Annotated in this window: 11 protein-coding genes and 1 pseudogene; 7 read left to right on the top strand and 5 right to left on the bottom strand. The window is 68.8% G+C overall.

Annotated elements, in window-relative coordinates:
• Nucleotides 1-45: 45 nt before the first annotated feature.
• The 5 genes from maiA to N5D30_RS01490 all read right to left on the bottom strand — a co-directional run bounded on the left by maiA (nucleotide 46) and on the right by N5D30_RS01490 (nucleotide 6,830).
• Complete coding sequence (gene maiA, locus N5D30_RS01510; RefSeq protein WP_279907361.1) at nucleotides 46-708, bottom strand: maleylacetoacetate isomerase; 663 nt, start codon at nucleotides 706-708, stop codon at nucleotides 46-48.
• The gene (locus tag N5D30_RS01505) at nucleotides 698-1,681 is read right to left on the bottom strand and encodes a fumarylacetoacetate hydrolase family protein (protein ID WP_279907360.1); all 984 of its coding nucleotides are present in this window, start codon (nucleotides 1,679-1,681) and stop codon (nucleotides 698-700) included. The genes maiA and N5D30_RS01505 overlap by 11 nt, the downstream gene beginning before the upstream one ends.
• A 155-nt stretch (nucleotides 1,682-1,836) precedes the next feature.
• Nucleotides 1,837-2,976, bottom strand: coding sequence for a homogentisate 1,2-dioxygenase (locus N5D30_RS01500; RefSeq protein WP_279907359.1), 1,140 nt, complete (start codon nucleotides 2,974-2,976; stop codon nucleotides 1,837-1,839).
• 100 nt (nucleotides 2,977-3,076) lie between these two features.
• Nucleotides 3,077-4,162, bottom strand: coding sequence for a 4-hydroxyphenylpyruvate dioxygenase (gene hppD, locus N5D30_RS01495; protein WP_279905257.1), 1,086 nt, complete (start codon nucleotides 4,160-4,162; stop codon nucleotides 3,077-3,079).
• A 223-nt stretch (nucleotides 4,163-4,385) separates the two neighbouring features.
• The gene (locus tag N5D30_RS01490; RefSeq protein ID WP_279907358.1) at nucleotides 4,386-6,830 is read right to left on the bottom strand and encodes an EAL domain-containing protein; all 2,445 of its coding nucleotides are present in this window, start codon (nucleotides 6,828-6,830) and stop codon (nucleotides 4,386-4,388) included.
• Between the two features lie 279 nt (nucleotides 6,831-7,109).
• On the opposite strand from N5D30_RS01490, the gene N5D30_RS01485 reads away from it, so the two are divergent.
• From N5D30_RS01485 to N5D30_RS01455, 7 genes and pseudogenes are all read left to right on the top strand, one after another.
• Nucleotides 7,110-8,438: an alpha/beta hydrolase gene (locus N5D30_RS01485; RefSeq protein ID WP_279907357.1), complete on the top strand. Its 1,329-nt coding sequence runs from the start codon at nucleotides 7,110-7,112 to the stop codon at nucleotides 8,436-8,438.
• Nucleotides 8,439-8,562: 124 nt separating this feature from the next.
• Complete coding sequence (ccoG, locus tag N5D30_RS01480; protein ID WP_279907356.1) at nucleotides 8,563-9,978, top strand: cytochrome c oxidase accessory protein CcoG; 1,416 nt, start codon at nucleotides 8,563-8,565, stop codon at nucleotides 9,976-9,978.
• A 65-nt stretch (nucleotides 9,979-10,043) separates the two neighbouring features.
• Nucleotides 10,044-11,453, top strand: a complete 1,410-nt coding sequence (mapR, locus tag N5D30_RS01475) for a GntR family transcriptional regulator MpaR (protein ID WP_279907575.1) — start codon at nucleotides 10,044-10,046, stop codon at nucleotides 11,451-11,453.
• Between the two features lie 74 nt (nucleotides 11,454-11,527).
• Complete coding sequence (locus N5D30_RS01470; RefSeq protein ID WP_279907355.1) at nucleotides 11,528-12,133, top strand: hypothetical protein; 606 nt, start codon at nucleotides 11,528-11,530, stop codon at nucleotides 12,131-12,133.
• A 110-nt stretch (nucleotides 12,134-12,243) separates the two neighbouring features.
• Nucleotides 12,244-13,026 (top strand): efflux RND transporter periplasmic adaptor subunit, encoded by a 783-nt coding sequence (locus N5D30_RS01465; RefSeq protein WP_279907354.1) that lies wholly within the window; start codon nucleotides 12,244-12,246, stop codon nucleotides 13,024-13,026.
• On the top strand, nucleotides 13,023-14,342 hold the full coding sequence (locus N5D30_RS01460; RefSeq protein ID WP_220814276.1) for an HlyD family efflux transporter periplasmic adaptor subunit: 1,320 nt from the start codon (nucleotides 13,023-13,025) through the stop codon (nucleotides 14,340-14,342). Before N5D30_RS01465 ends, N5D30_RS01460 begins: the two co-directional genes overlap by 4 nt.
• Nucleotides 14,343-14,558: pseudogene (locus N5D30_RS01455) on the top strand (peptidase M50); the annotation flags it as partial. It lies immediately after the preceding gene.
• Between the last annotated feature and the right edge of the window lie 63 nt (nucleotides 14,559-14,621).

Raw genomic sequence — 14,621 nt, 5'->3', positions numbered from 1 at the left:
CATAAAAATACCCGGTATCGCTGGGCACTTTTTGCTGTGCAAACTTCAGACCACCGCATCAAGCTGCGCCTCCGGCTCTGCGGCCTTAAAAGCATCCAACACCAGGCAACGGTCCTCCATCTCCAGCAGCCTCGGAAAGGCATCCAGCGAGCAAGCAAACCGCCGGGCGTTATACAACTGCGGAATCACGCAGGCTTCCAGATAGCCCAGACGCTCCCCCAGTGACAGCCTGCCCTCGAACACACTCAGCCCCTGCTCCACCGCCGCCAACCCCTTCTCCACCCAATGCCGGTACCAGGCATTCTTCTCCTCGTCGTCGACGCCCAGCTCGGCGCTGAGGTACTGCAGCACCCGCAGGTTGTTCAGCGGATGGATATCGCAGGCGATGTGCAGGGCCAGGGCGCGTACCTGGGCGCGCTGGGCCGGATCGCCAGGCAGCAGCGCCGGCACCGGGAAGACTTCGTCCAGGTATTCGAGGATGGCCAGTGACTGGGCGATACGCACCCCGCCGTTGGCGTCGTCCACCAGCAGCGGCACCAGCTCCTGCGGGTTGAGCGCGCGGTATTCGGCGGCGTGCTGCTGGCCGCCGTCCTTGACCAGGTGCACCGGCACCTGGCGGTAGGCCAGGCCCTTGAGGCCCAGGGCGATGCGCACCCGGTAGGCGGCGCTGGAGCGCCAGTAGGAGTAGAGCGTCAGCTCACTGCTCATACCGCTCCACCACCTGGTCGATGGCGCCGAACAGGCTCTGGCCGGCGGTGTCGAGCATCTCGATGCGCACCCGGTCGCCGAACTTGAGGAACGGGGTCCTGGCCTCGCCGTGCTCGACGATTTCCAGCATGCGCTTTTCCGCCAGGCAGGAGGAGCCGGCGCTGCGGTCGTAGTTGGACACGGTGCCCGAGCCGATGATGGTGCCGGCGCCCAGCGGGCGGGTCCTGGCGGCGTGGGCCACCAGGGTGGGGAAGTTGAAGGTCATGTCCACGCCGGCATCCGGGCGGCCGAACAGCGCGCCGTTGATGTGCGAGATCAGCGGACGATGGACCTTGCCGTCCTTCCAGGCCTCGCCCAGTTCGTCCGGTGTCAGTGCCACCGGCGAGAAGCTCGACGACGGCTTGCTCTGGTAGAAGCCAAAGCCCTTGGCCAGTTCGCCCGGGATCAGGTTGCGCAGGGACACGTCGTTGACCAGCATCAGCAACTGGATGTGGCCGGCCGCTTCCGCCGCCGTGGCGCCCATGGGCACGTCGTCGGTGATCACCGCGATCTCCGCTTCCAGGTCGATGCCCCAGGCCTCGTCAGCCATCTGGATCGGGGCGTGCGGCGGGATGAAGCTGTCCGCTCCGCCCTGGTACATCAGCGGGTCGTGCCAGAACGACTCGGGCATTTCCGCGCCGCGCGCCTTGCGCACCAGTTCCACGTGGTTGACGTAGGCGCTGCCGTCGGCCCAGTGGTAGGCGCGTGGCAACGGGCTGTGGCAGTCGGCCTGGTCGAAGAAGAAGGCCTCGTCGATCAGCCCGTCGTTGAGGCGCTGGTACACCGACTCCAGCAGCGGGCGCTTGACCTCCCAGTCGTCCAGCGCGGCCTGCAGGGTGGCGGCGATCTGCGGCACCTTGACGGCGCGGGACAGGTCGCGGGAGACGACCACCAGTTCGCCGTCGCGGCCCAGGTTCAGTGATGCGAGTTTCATGAGTTACCTCGAATTGGTTGGTTCTCCCCTCTCCTATTGGGAGAGGGATCGGGGCGGGCCGCGTAGGATGAGGGGTTCCCAGGCGGCTCCGAGCTGCCAGTCACACCCTCACCCCAGCCCTCTCCCGGAGGGAGAGGGAGCTATCGGTGTATGTCCTAACTCTGTGTGCCCGGCGCGCGCCAGGAGTTCACATATTCGGGGACATCCACGGCGACGGCGGCCTCGGCCACTTCCAGGGCACGGCGGGTGTCGATCATCACCGCCACCTCCTCGGCGAAGGTGGCCGGGTCTTCCTGGGCCTTCTTCAGCGCCTTGGGGTGCGGGCCGTGGGGGAAGCCGCAGGGGTGCAGCGTGACCATGCCGGCCTCGATGTTGTCGCGGCTGAAGAAGTTGCCCCGGTGGTAGAACAGCACTTCGTCATAGTCGTCGTTGTTGTGGAAGAACGGCACCTTGAGCGCGCCCGGATCGGATTCCACCGGTCGCGGTGTGAAGGTGCAGACCACGAAGCCGTTGGCGACGAAGGTGGTGTGGGCCGACGGCGGCAGGTGGTAGCGGTGGCTCATCAGCGGACGAATGTCGCGCCAGTTGAGCCGCACCACGGTGTTGTCGCCGTGCCAGCCCACCGCGTCCAGCGGGTTGAACGGGTAGGTTACGGTGCTGATCTGGTTGCGCCGCTTGATGCGGATCTGCCAGGTGCTCTCGTCCTGCTGGGCCTTGAAGGCGTCGTCGAGACGCGGGTGGTCGAGTACCGCCGGGTCGAAGATCGCCTGCGGGCCGAGCAGGCCCTTGTCCGGCAACTGGTAGGCGCCGTCGGTGTTCTCGATCAGCAGGAAGTGGCTGGGCGCGCTCGGTTCGATACGCCAGGCGGTGCCACGCGGAATCACCAGATAGTCGCCGTCGCGGTATTCCAGGTGGCCGAAGTCGCAATAGAAGTGCCCCGCCCCGTCGTGGACGAACAGCAGTTCGTCGCCGTCGCCGTTACGCACCAGGTGGCGCATGGCGCCGTGGGTCTTCCACACGCGCAGCTTGACGTCGGCGTTGTGCAGGGTCAGCGGCGCCTCCAGCGGGCAGTCGCGCTCGCTGGAAATCTTGTTGAAGTTGAAGGCATGCGGGCGCAACGGCCCTTGCCAGTCGACCCAGCCGGTGGGCGGGTGTTTGTGGTGCAGGTGGGTCACCGGGCCGAAGAAGCCCTCGCGACCCATTTCCCGCTCGTAGGTATCCGCGGGAAAGTCGCAATGGGCCTGGCGCGAGTGCTCGCCCTCGCGCAGGGGGAAGCTGATCCATTTGCGGCTCATGGGCAGGCTCCCTGCAGGATGTTGCAGGGCCGCCCAGGCTGTGTGCACCACGTAACGAGGAATTGCTGGTGCGCACAGCGCACCCTACGGACAGTGCTCATCATTCGTCGGCCTTGATCACGCCACGGCGCAGCTGGTCTTCCTCGATGGATTCGAACAGCGCCTTGAAGTTGCCTTCGCCGAAGCCCTGGTTGCCCTTGCGCTGGATGATCTCGAAGAAGATCGGACCGATCACCGTGTTGGTGAAGATCTGCAGCAGGATGCCGTCGTCGCCGGGTGCGCCGTCGATCAGCAGGTTGAGTTCACGTAGCTGGTCCAGCGGCTCGCCATGGCCGGCCACGCGCTGGTCGACCTTCTCGTAGTAAGTGTCCGGGGTAGTCATGAAGTCCACGCCGTTGGCGCGCAACTGACGCACCGTCTCGTAGATGTCGTCGGTGCTCATGGCGATGTGCTGGATGCCCTCGCCGTGGTATTCGCGGATGAATTCCTCGATCTGTGACTTGTCGTCGGCCGACTCGTTGATCGGGATGCGGATCTTGCCGCACGGCGCGGTCATCGCGCGGGAGAACAGGCCGGTGAGCTTGCCCTCGATGTCGAAGTAGCGGATTTCGCGGAAGTTGGCGATGCGCTCGTAGAAGCCGGACCAGACGTCCATCTGCCCGCGCTTGACGTTGTGGGTCAGGTGGTCGATCTGCTGCAGGCCGACGGCGTTGTCGCCCGGCTTGCGGCCCTCGATGTACTCGAAGTCCACGTCGTAGATGGTCTTGTCGCCGTAGCGGTCGACCAGGTACAGCAGCGAGCCGCCGATGCCTTCCACGCAGGGGATGTTCAGCTCGCCGAAGTTGGCGTGGCTGCCGACCAGGGTGGCGCCCTGCTCTTTCACGTAGGCGGCGGCCTGGGCCGCGTTCTTCACCCGGAAGGCCATGGCGCAGGCGCTCGGTCCGTGCTTCTCGCCGAAGGCGCGGACGTGGCCGGTGGGGCTGCCGTTGAGGACGAAGTTGATGTCGTTCTGCTGGAACAGCCACACCTGCTTGGAGCGGTGTTTGGCCGTTTCGGTGAAGCCCATGGCGGTGAACAGCTGGCGCAGCTGCTCGATGCCCTCGGCGTTGGGCGCGGTGAATTCGACGAATTCGAAACCGTCGGTTCCGATGGGGTTGTGCTGTTCGATCTTGGCCACGGCGTTCATCCGGCCTCCTTGATTGTTGTTGTGGGGCAAGCGTCCGCCTCGGTCGGCGGCGCGTTGGACTGCCTTCATCACAACCCCTGGGCCGGGCCCGGACAAGGTGCCCGTAAGGCCGGGACGCCCGCTCCCGCCGCTCCACGCGGCAAGTTTTCCTTACACCCCGCGAGCCGGGTGGAATGGCGGCACCCACGCCCGCCACGCCGTAACGATTTCTTGCCAGGGCGGTTCAGACGGCTGCCAGTCCGGGCAGCGGCCAGGCCGAGGTCAGCAGTTCGCCGAGCGGCTGCGGCTTGCCGATGTGGTAGCCCTGGGCGTAGTCCAGGCCCATGGCGCGCAGGGCTTCGAGCACTTCGCCGTTCTCGACGAACTCGGCGATGGTGCGCTTGCCCATGACGTGGCCGATCTGGTTGATCATCTCCACCATGGCCCGGTCGATGGGGTCGTCGAGCAGGTTGCGCACGAAGCTGCCGTCGATCTTCAGGTAGTCCACCGGCAGGTGGCGCAGGTACATGAACGAGGACATGCCGGCGCAGAAGTCGTCCAGCGAGAAGCGGCAGCCCAGCGCCTTCAGTTCGTCGATGAAGTGGGTGGCGTCCGCCAGGTTGGCGATGGCGGCGGTCTCGGTGATCTCGAAGCAGATGCTCTCCGGCGCCACCGGCTGGCTGGCCAGGCAGTCGCGGATGAAGGCGAGGAATTCGTGGTCGCCGATGCTGGCGCCGGACAGGTTGATGGCGCAGTGCAGCAGCGGCGCCTGCGGGTACTCGGCGTGGAAGCGCGCCATCGCCTCCAAGGTGCCGGCCACCACCCAGCGGTCGATCTGCGGCATCAGCCCGTAGCGCTCGGCCGCCGGAATGAACGCCGCCGGGCTGACCAGCGCGCCCTCCTCGTCCTGCAGGCGCAGGAGGATTTCCATATGACCGCCGTGCCCGCCACCCTGCAGCGGCACGATGGGCTGGCCGAACAGGCGGAAGCGCTGCTCGGCCAGCGCCGCGTGGATGCGCTGCACCCAGCTCATCTCGCCGACCCGCAGGGACAGCTCGGAGTCGTCCGGCTGCGAGGCGTACACCCGGTTGCGACCGCGCTCCTTGGCCGCGTAGCAGGCCACGTCGGCGGTGCGCAGCAGTTCCGCCAGGCTGGTCTGCCCCGGCGGCACCTGCACCAGGCCGATGCTGGCGCTGACCGAGAATGGCCGCCCGCCCCAGGCGAAGCGCAGGTCCTGCACCGCCCGGCGCAGCGATTCGGCGACCCGCAGGGCGGCGTCCGGCGGGCAGTTCTCGAGGATCACGCCGAACTCGTCGCCACCCAGGCGCGCCAGGGTGTCGCCCTCGCGCAGGTGCTGCTGCAGCTGCTGGCAGACCTGGCGCAGCAGTTCGTCGCCGGCGGCGTGGCCGCAGGTGTCGTTGACCAGCTTGAACTGGTCCAGATCGATGAACATCAGCGCGTGGCGCCCCGGCTGGCGCAGCATGCGCGCCAGCAGCTGGGCCAGGCGGTATTCGAACTCGCGGCGGTTGGCCAGGCCGGTCAGCGCGTCGTGGCTGGCCTGCCAGGAGAGGCTGGCGACGAACTGGCGCTCGCGGGTCATGTCGTGCAGCACCATCACCATGCCGCTGACCAGGCCCCGCTCGCGGATCGGCGCGCCGACCAGGTTGACCGCCACCTTGCTGCCGTCCGGGCGCACCATCAGCTTGGCGAAGTCGCCGTCCGCCGCCGGCTCGCCGGCGAGGATGCGCTGCAGCGGCGTGCGCTCGCCCGGCACCGCGTGCTCGTCGACGATGGAGAACAGCCGCTCGAACGGAGAGCCCTCGGCCTCGCCCACGGCGCAGCCGGTGAGCTGCTCGGCGGCGGCGTTCATGTAGGCGATACGGCCGTCGCGGTCGAGGCTGATCACCGCGTCGCCGATGGAGGCGAGGATGGTCTGCGCGCGCTGCTTGACCGCCTCCAGCGCGCGGTCGGCCTCCTCGCGCAGGATCAGCAGGCGGCGCGTGCGCAGCAGGGCCAGGCTGATCAGCAGCGTGCCGGTGAGCAGGTTGGCCAGCAGCAGCGCCACCACCACTGCGCGCGAGGCCTCGCCGAGAATCCGCGAGAAGGCCTCCGCCGCCGGGGTGGCGCCGCGGTTGATCGCCTCGATGCGGGTGCGCCAGTCGAGCACCTGCACCGCGTCGGGCTGGCCGCGCCGGCGCACCGCCACCACCTCGTCGGCCAGCGCGGTGAGGCGCAACACGTACTCGTCGCCCACCTTCCACTGCTCGACGGCCCGGCGCATGTAGCCGTAGTCGCGGAAGTAGCGGAACAGCCAGGTCATCGCCGCGATGTCGTCCGGGTGGTTCCTGCCCTGCAGGATGCCGGTGCGGGCCGCCGCCAGGTCCGGGTCGGGCCGGTCCAGGGCGACGCGGAAGGCGTGATCGCCGAGCGGCACGGCGATGGCCGCGCGGTAGCCGGCCAGGTACTCGGCGTCGCCGGTACTGGCGTACAGGCCCAGATAGTAGATGCCGTCCTTGAGGCCCTTGGACCACAGGCTCTCGCCGGCCACGTAGCTGCGCATCGCCGAGTGCAGGTAGAGGCTGCCGCAGGCCAGCAGCGCCTGCAGCAGCACCACCGCCACGAACGGCCAGACCAGCCGTAGCAGTTGCGAAGTGATGGGCGCCGCACCGGCGCCGGTCTCCTGACTCATCGCGTCGCACTCTCCTGACCCGCACCCTCCGTGCGGGGCCGGTCAGTCAGGTATAGATGGCTTTCTGCCAGGACGACAACCGCAACGGCAGCGCCGCGCCGCCCTGCGCATTTGCCGGCCGCCCTTCCCACATCTATAAGTACGGGGCTATGCGCCGTTCCATAGCGGCAACGCCACGACAGGGAGTCACCTGGCCATCGCGACGAGACTGCCGTGCAGTCCCCCTTCCGCCACGCTCCCGGTACGCAGCACTCTCCCCACTGCCCGGAGCATCCCGACATGCCGGAACCCCTCGTCATCCTCCATGGCTGGAGCGACAACGCCTCGTCGTTCCACAAGCTGGAGGCCTTCCTCGCCAGCAACCTCGCCGTCAAGCCGGTGGTGATCAAGCTCGCCGACTGGATGTCCATGCACAACGAAGTGACCTTCGCCGACCTGGCCGAGGCCATGCAGAACGCCTGGAAGCAGCACGGGCTGCCGACCGCGCCGCGCTCGGTGAACATCGTGGTGCACAGCACCGGGGCCCTGGTGGTGCGCCACTGGATGACCCGCTTCCACAAGCCCTCGACGGTGCCGATCAAGCGCTTCCTGATGCTGGCGCCGGCCAACTTCGGCTCGCCGCTGGCGCACAAGGGGCACAGCTTCATCGGCCGCGCCTTCAAGGGTTGGGACGAGCCGGACTTCCAGACCGGCACGCACATCCTCAAGGGCCTGGAACTGGCGTCGCCCTACACCTGCGCCCTGGCCGAGCGCGACCTGTTCTCCGCCACGCCCTGGTACGGCCGCGGCCGCATCCTCGCCACGGTGCTGGTGGGCAACAAGGGCTACGGCGGCTTCACCGGGGCGCTGGTCGACGCGGATGGCTCGGACGGCACGGTCTACTTCAGCACCGCCAACCTCAACTGCGCCAGGCTGCAGGTGCGGCTCGACGAGGAACAGAAGGTCATCGGCGAACCGGTCCTCGCGCCCAGCAACGGCGCGATCGCCTTCGGCCTGATCGCCAAGGAGAACCACAGCACCATCACCCTGAACAAGACGCCGGGCAACCCGCTGACCAGGCAACTGATTTTGCGCGCCCTGACGGTGGACGACGGCGACTACCCGGACGGCGACGGCGCCTTTGCCTGGCAGAAGGAGATCGACAAGCACGACCCGGACATCCAGCAGCGCAGCGACGCCTTCCAGAACACCGTGGTGCACCTCAGCGACGACCTCGCCCACGAGGTGAAGGACTACTTCGTCGAGTTCTACCAGCAGGGCGGGGAGGACCGCCTCGACGCACGGCTGTACAAGAAATTCATCCACTCCATCCACCCCTACAAGGACAACACCGCCTTCCGCGCGCTGTACCTGAACATCAAGGAACTGGACAAGGCCCAGCGCGACTTCGCCATGCAGGAGCTGTACATCAGCCTGCTGGCCAGCCCGACCTACAACCCGGGCAAGAACCACCCGGTCGGCTACCTGGCGGTGCCCAGCACCAGCGTGGCGGGTCTGCGCATTCCCAAGGCGCAGTTCCCCGAGTTCTTCAAGGCCCACCGCACCCTGCTGATCGAGGCCACCATCACCCGCAAGGTGGCGCCCGAAGTGTTCCGTATGACGCCTTGACCACCCGTGGCGCCCCGCCGGGGCGCCATCTGATACGGTTTTTCCTGGAAAACCTGAGTCTGTTATCCAAACAGCCCGTCGCGCACAGTTCGCTCAGCCTGATTACCGCCCGAAGAGGCCCACCATGAGCGAGCGCATACCGGCGCAGATCATCGAGTCCATCGACTCCCGCCAGCCCATCCGCCTGACGCCTTCCCAGGCCGGCGGGCCGATCCACACCCGCAGCTTCAGCGGCCGCTTCCGCAACCTGCGGCTGTACGGCGCCGGCCTGCTGTTCCTGATCTTCTTCGGCACCGCCTGGCTGAACTGGGAAGGCCGCCAGGCGGTGCTGTGGAACCTGGCCGAGCACCGCTACTACATCTTCGGCGCCACCTTCTGGCCGCAGGACTTCATCCTGCTCTCGGCGCTGCTGATCATCTGCGCCTTCGGCCTGTTCACCATCACCGTGTTCGCCGGCCGCGTCTGGTGCGGCTACAGCTGCCCGCAGAGCGTGTGGACCTGGGTGTTCATGTGGGTGGAAAAGCTCACCGAGGGCGAGCGCAACCAGCGCATCAAGCTGGACGCCGCGCCCTGGGGCCCGGCCAAGCTGCTGCGCCGGGGCGCCAAGCACGGCCTGTGGCTGGCGGTGAGCCTGCTGACCGCGCTGACCTTCGTCGGCTACTTCACGCCGATCCGCCCGCTGGCGGTGGAGCTGTTCAGCGGCCAGCTGGAAGGCGCGGCGCTGTTCTGGGTGCTGTTCTTCACCACCGCCACCTACCTCAACGCCGGCTGGCTGCGCGAGAAGGTCTGCGTGTACATGTGCCCCTACGCGCGCTTCCAGGGCGTGATGTTCGACAAGGACACCCTGATCGTCTCCTACGACGCAACCCGCGGCGAACATCGCGGCCCGCGCAAGAAGGAAAGCGACCACAAGGCCCAGGGCCTGGGCGACTGCATCGACTGCACCCTGTGCGTGCAGGTCTGTCCCACCGGCATCGACATCCGCGACGGCCTGCAGGTGGACTGCATCGGCTGCGCCGCCTGCATCGACGCCTGCGACGGCGTGATGGACAAGATGGGCTACGCCCGCGGCCTGATCCGCTACGGCTCCGAGCGCGAGATGCAGGGCGGCCGGCGCCACCTGCTGCGGCCGCGCCTGGTGGGTTACGCGGCGGCGCTGGTGCTGATGATCGGTGCCTTCGCCTGGGCCCTGCAGGCGCGCTCGCTGGTCTCCCTCGACGTGGCCAAGGACCGCGGCATGTACCGCGAGAACGCCGCCGGCCAGATCGAGAACGTCTACCGCCTCAAGGTGATCAACAAGACCCAGCACCCGCAGCGCTACTACCTGGGCCTGGTCGAGGGGCAGCCGTTCGCCATGAGCGGCCCCGGCGACCTGGCCCTGGCCGCCGGCGAGATCCTCGAGGTGCCGGTGAGCGTCGTCCTGCTGCGCGAGCCGCTGGCGAGCATCCCGGCGCCGGTCGAGTTCGAGGTGGTCAACCAGGCCGATGCCGGCGAGCGCCAGGTCTCGGCCAGCACCTTCCTGGCGCCACGCGGACGCTGAGCATGGCCGCCGCGCCGCCGATGCCCTTAGACTGTGGCCCGACCCTGGCCACAGTCACGGACAAGATGAAGCGCTACGAGCGATTCGCCGACCAGATCGCCGAGCTGATCCGCAGCGGCATGCTCGCCCCCGGCGACCGGGTGCCCTCGGTGCGCCACGCCAGCCGCACCTACGGGGTCAGCCCCTCCACCGTGTTCCAGGCCTACTACCTGCTGGAAGACCGTGGCCTGATCCAGGCCCGCGCCCGCTCCGGCTACTTCGTCCGCGCGCTGGCGCGCCAGCCGCTGGCCGAGCCGGAAACCAGCGCGCCCACCGCCGCCAGCACCGAGGTGGACGTCAGCGAGCTGGTGTTCTCCGTGCTCGGCTCGCTGAAGGACCCGCACACCGTGCCCTTCGGCTCGGCCTTCCCCAGCCCGGACCTGTTCCCCCTGCCGCGCCTGGCCCGCTCCATGGCCCACGCCCTGCGCGACATGCCCGGCCACGCGGTGATCGCCGACATGACCAGCGGCAACCCCGACCTGCGCCGGCAGATCGCCCTGCGCTACATGGTCGCCGGCGTGCGCCTGCCGCTGGAGGAGCTGGTGATCACCAACGGCGCGCTGGAGGCCCTCAACCTCTGCCTGCAGACCGTGACCCGCCCCGGCGATCTGGTCGCCATCGAGTCGCCGGCCTTCTACGCCACCCTGCAGGTGCTGGAGCGGCTAGAACTGAAGGCAGTGGAAATCCCGGTCCACCCGCGCGAGGGCATCGACCTCGACGTGCTGGCCGAGCGCCTGGCGCAACTGCCGATCAAGGCCTGCTGGTTCATGAGCAGCCTGCAGAACCCCATGGGCGCCAGCCTCTCGGAGGTGAAGAAGGCGGCGCTGTACGCGCTGCTACAGCAGCGCCAGGTGCCGCTAATCGAGGACGACGTCTACGCCGAGCTGTACTACGGACCCAACCCGCCCCGGCCGATGAAGAGCCTCGACCGGGACGGCCTGGTGATGCACTGCGGCTCCTTCTCCAAGAGCCTGGCGCCGGGCTACCGGGTCGGCTGGGTGGCCGGCGGGCGCTTCGCCGAGCAGATCGGCCGGCTCAAGCTGATGACCACCATCTCGCCCTCGGTGCCGGCCCAGGCCGCCATCGCCGACTACCTGCAGCACGGCGGCTACGACCGCCACCTGCGCAAGCTGCGCATCGCCCTGGAGACCCAGCAGGCGGCCATGCTGGCCTCGGCCGCCCGCCACTTCCCGGCGGAAACCCGGGTCACCCGCCCCGGCGGCGGCTACTTCCTGTGGTTCGAGTTCCCCGAGCGGGTGGACTCGCTGCAACTGTTCCAGCTGGCGCTGGCCCAGGGCATCAGCCTGGCGCCCGGGCCGATCTTCTCCGCCACCCGCGGCTTCCGCCATTGCGCCAGGCTGAACCATGGGCATCCCTGGGATGCCCAAAGCGAGAGGGCGATGGAACTGCTGGGCAGGATCATTGCCTCGCTCTAGAGCCCATGGCTAGGCAATAGCCCAGCCTCGGACAATAATGGCACAACGCCATGACAGAACAAGGACAGGCGACCATGAACGAAGACAGCGACACCGCCGGCACCGACGTCCCCAGCGACCAGCGCATCGAGCAGCTGGAAAGAGCCGGCAGGCTCAACCGCCTGCTGATCTTCGGCCTGGCCGGCGCCCTGCTGTTCAACCTCATCGCCTGGGTGCTGGTGGCCGTGCTCGGTTCCTCTGGCGGCGCCGACGCGGACGAACAGGCGGCCATGGCGAGCATGGCCAGCGTCGAGGCCCTGCAGAAGGAGATCGGCACGCTGCAACTGCAGATCGCGCCGTTGCAGCAGCAGATCAAGGACCAGCAGAAGCTCATCCTGCTGCAGGCCCAGCAGCAGGTGGCGCCTTCCGCCGCCGAGGCGGTGCCGGAACAGGGCGCGGAGCCGCGCCGGCAGGACCGGGACAACGTGCGCATGGTGGCGCGCACCCTGATCGGCCAGGAACACAACTACCAGCACACCCTCAACGCCTTGAAGAACGGTATGCGCGAACTGGCCGGCATGACGCCCGGCTCGCGCAGCTGGCTGGACTTCTACGAAGAATCCCTGGCCAAGCCCATGGCCGACAGTCAGGCCCGGGTCAAGGCGCTGCAGCAGTGGTCCGGCGAACAGACCACACCCTGACCATCGTAGGGCGGGTGCAACCCGCGCGCCCTCCCGGGGAGCGTTAACGGGACGTTTGCGCCACCCCGCTTCTTCCGTACACTGCGGGCATAGAACAAGGGACTGCCACCATGCCTCACCCTCTGTGCCGCACCGGCATCATCCTGGGCCTGCTCTGCGCCCAGGCAATCCACGCCTCGCCCGAAAACGACCCGCTCCTCGACGCTCCCACGGCCGCCCCGCAGGCCGGCGAGCGCTCGGCACGCGGCGTGCTGCGCGCCCGCGACCAGGCGGTGCTGTCCAGCGAACTGGCCGGGCGCATCGTCGACATGCCGTTCGCCGAGGGCCAGGACTTCAAGCAGGGCGAGGTGCTGGTGCGCTTCGACTGCAGCGCCTACCAGGCCCAGCTCAACGCCGCCCAGGCCGCATCCCGGGCCGCCCGCGAAGAACTGGGCAACAAGAAGCAGCTGGCCGCGCTCAACTCGGTGGGCCGCTTCGAGGTAGCGCTGGCCGAGGCGCGCCAGGCCCAGGCGGCGGCGGAATCCCAGGTCTACCAGGTCCAGGTCAAGCGCTGCAGCGTCACCGCGCCGTTCAGCGGCCGCGTGGTGCAGCGCCGGGTACGGCCGCATGAGAGCGTCGCCAGCGGCACGCCGCTGCTGGAGATCGTCGACAACCGCACGCTCGAAGTGCACCTGCTGGTCCCGTCCAGTTGGCTGGGCCGGCTCAAGCCCGGCGAGCACTTCGAGTTCGTCCCCGACGAGACCGGCCAGCCCCTGCGGGTCGAGGTCAAGCGCCTGGGCGCACGCATCGACGAAGGCAGCCAGACCCTGCTGCTGATCGGCAGCCTGCCCGAGAACGCCAGCGGCCTGCTGGCCGGCATGAGCGGCAGCGCGCGCTTCCCGGAGTCGCCATGACCGCGCAGGTGCCGGGCCTGGCCGAACAGGTGTTCGCCCGCTTCCTGGCCCTGCAGCGCCAGGCCCGCGCCGCCGCGGACATCGACAGCCTGGCCTATGCCCTGGTCAACGACGCCCAGGGCCTGTTCGGCTTCCGCCATGCCGCCCTGCTCATCGCGGGGCGGGTGCGGTCGCTGACCGGCATCAGCGTCGTCGAGCCCCACTCCCCTTTCGTCGCCTTCGTCGAGAACGCCGTCCAGCAGTTGCACGACCAAGGCCGCTCCGCCCAGCCCCAGGTGATCGCCGCCGAGTCGCTCAACGAGCAGGCCCGTGGCGACTGGCAGGCGCTGTCCGCCGGCTCGGTGTTCTGGCTGCCCCTGCTGGATCGCCAGCAGCAGCCCTTCGGCGGCCTGTGGATCGCCCGCGAGCAGCCCTGGAGCGACGCCGAGCAGGCCCTGCTGACCCAGCTCGGCGACTGCTACGCCCACGCCTGGCTCGCCCTGCAACCGCGCAAGCCCTGGCGCCTGCGCTGGCCGCGGCGGCGCATCCTGGCGGTCGCGGCGGCGGCGCTGCTGCTCCTGCTGGTGCCGGTGCGCCAATCGGTGCTGGCGCCCGCCGAGGTGGTGCCGCGCGACGGCCAGGTGGTCGCCGCGCCAGTGGACGGGGTGATCGCCGAGTTCCTGGTCAAGCCCAACCAGGCGGTCGCCAAGGGCGACGTGCTGCTGCGCTTCGACGCCACCACCATCCGCGCCCAGGCCGACGTGGCGGAACGCAGCCTGCAGGTGGCCGAGGCCGAACTCAAGGCCAACACCCAGCGCGCCTTCAGCGACGCCGAGTCGAGCGCGCGCATCGACCTGTTCGCCGCCCGCGCGGAGCAGAAGCGCGCCGAGCGCGACTACGCCCGCGAACTGCTGGCACGCACCGAGGTACGCGCCGAGCGCGACGGCATCGCGGTGTTCGCCGACGCCCAGCGCTGGATCGGCCGGCCGGTGCAGACCGGCGAGCGGCTGATGGAGATCGCCGACCCGAACCATGCCGAACTGCGCATCGACCTGGCCGTGGCCGACGCGCTGGACTTCCAGCCCGGCGCGGAGGTCGGCCTGTTCCTCGACAGCGACCCGCTGCACCGCCACGACGCGCGCCTGCAGCGCCTGGCCTACGAGGCGCAATCGCTGAGCAGCGGCCAGTTGGCCTACCGGCTGGACGCCGAGTTCGCCGAGACGCCGCCGCGCATCGGCCTGCGCGGCACCGCCAAGCTCTACGGCGAACGGGTGCCGCTGGCCCTGTTCCTGCTGCGCCGGCCGCTGGCCGCGCTGCGCCAGACGTTGGGCCTGTAGATGCGCCTGCCCGGCCTGCGCGCCGACCTGCAGCTCTCCGGTGCCGCGCCGGCGCTGGACGGCGCACCGCAATGGACCCTCGCCGACCCGCTGCGCGGCCGCTACTTCAAGCTCGGCGCCGAGGCCATGCGCCTGCTGCGCCACTGGCAGCTGGGCGACCCCGCGCGGGTACTGCAGGCGGCGAACACCGAGCCGGGGCAGCCGCTGACCGGCTCCGACCGATTCTGTTGAAAAAGTAGCTGCTTCCCCATGCTTTCGGCAGAATTGCCCTGTCAGCGA

Origin of the sequence: Pseudomonas sp. GD03875 (genome assembly GCF_029840585.1) — a bacterium.
GTDB classification, from domain to species: Bacteria; Pseudomonadota; Gammaproteobacteria; order Pseudomonadales; family Pseudomonadaceae; genus Aquipseudomonas; species Aquipseudomonas paralcaligenes.
The sequence above is the reverse complement of the archived record's forward strand: the minus strand, read 5'-3'. Positions and strand labels throughout refer to the sequence as shown.

Bases quoted from the DNA above. Each gene is read 5' to 3' on its own strand.
- maiA (WP_279907361.1), bottom strand. From the start codon at position 708: ATGAGCAGTGAGCTGACGCTCTACTCCTACTGGCGCTCCAGCGCCGCC.
- N5D30_RS01505 (WP_279907360.1), bottom strand. From the start codon at position 1,681: ATGAAACTCGCATCACTGAACCTGGGCCGCGACGGCGAACTGGTGGTC.
- N5D30_RS01500 (WP_279907359.1), bottom strand. From the start codon at position 2,976: ATGAGCCGCAAATGGATCAGCTTCCCCCTGCGCGAGGGCGAGCACTCG.
- hppD (WP_279905257.1), bottom strand. From the start codon at position 4,162: ATGAACGCCGTGGCCAAGATCGAACAGCACAACCCCATCGGAACCGAC.
- N5D30_RS01490 (WP_279907358.1), bottom strand. From the start codon at position 6,830: ATGAGTCAGGAGACCGGCGCCGGTGCGGCGCCCATCACTTCGCAACTG.
- N5D30_RS01485 (WP_279907357.1), top strand. From the start codon at position 7,110: ATGCCGGAACCCCTCGTCATCCTCCATGGCTGGAGCGACAACGCCTCG.
- ccoG (WP_279907356.1), top strand. From the start codon at position 8,563: ATGAGCGAGCGCATACCGGCGCAGATCATCGAGTCCATCGACTCCCGC.
- mapR (WP_279907575.1), top strand. From the start codon at position 10,044: ATGAAGCGCTACGAGCGATTCGCCGACCAGATCGCCGAGCTGATCCGC.
- N5D30_RS01470 (WP_279907355.1), top strand. From the start codon at position 11,528: ATGAACGAAGACAGCGACACCGCCGGCACCGACGTCCCCAGCGACCAG.
- N5D30_RS01465 (WP_279907354.1), top strand. From the start codon at position 12,244: ATGCCTCACCCTCTGTGCCGCACCGGCATCATCCTGGGCCTGCTCTGC.
- N5D30_RS01460 (WP_220814276.1), top strand. From the start codon at position 13,023: ATGACCGCGCAGGTGCCGGGCCTGGCCGAACAGGTGTTCGCCCGCTTC.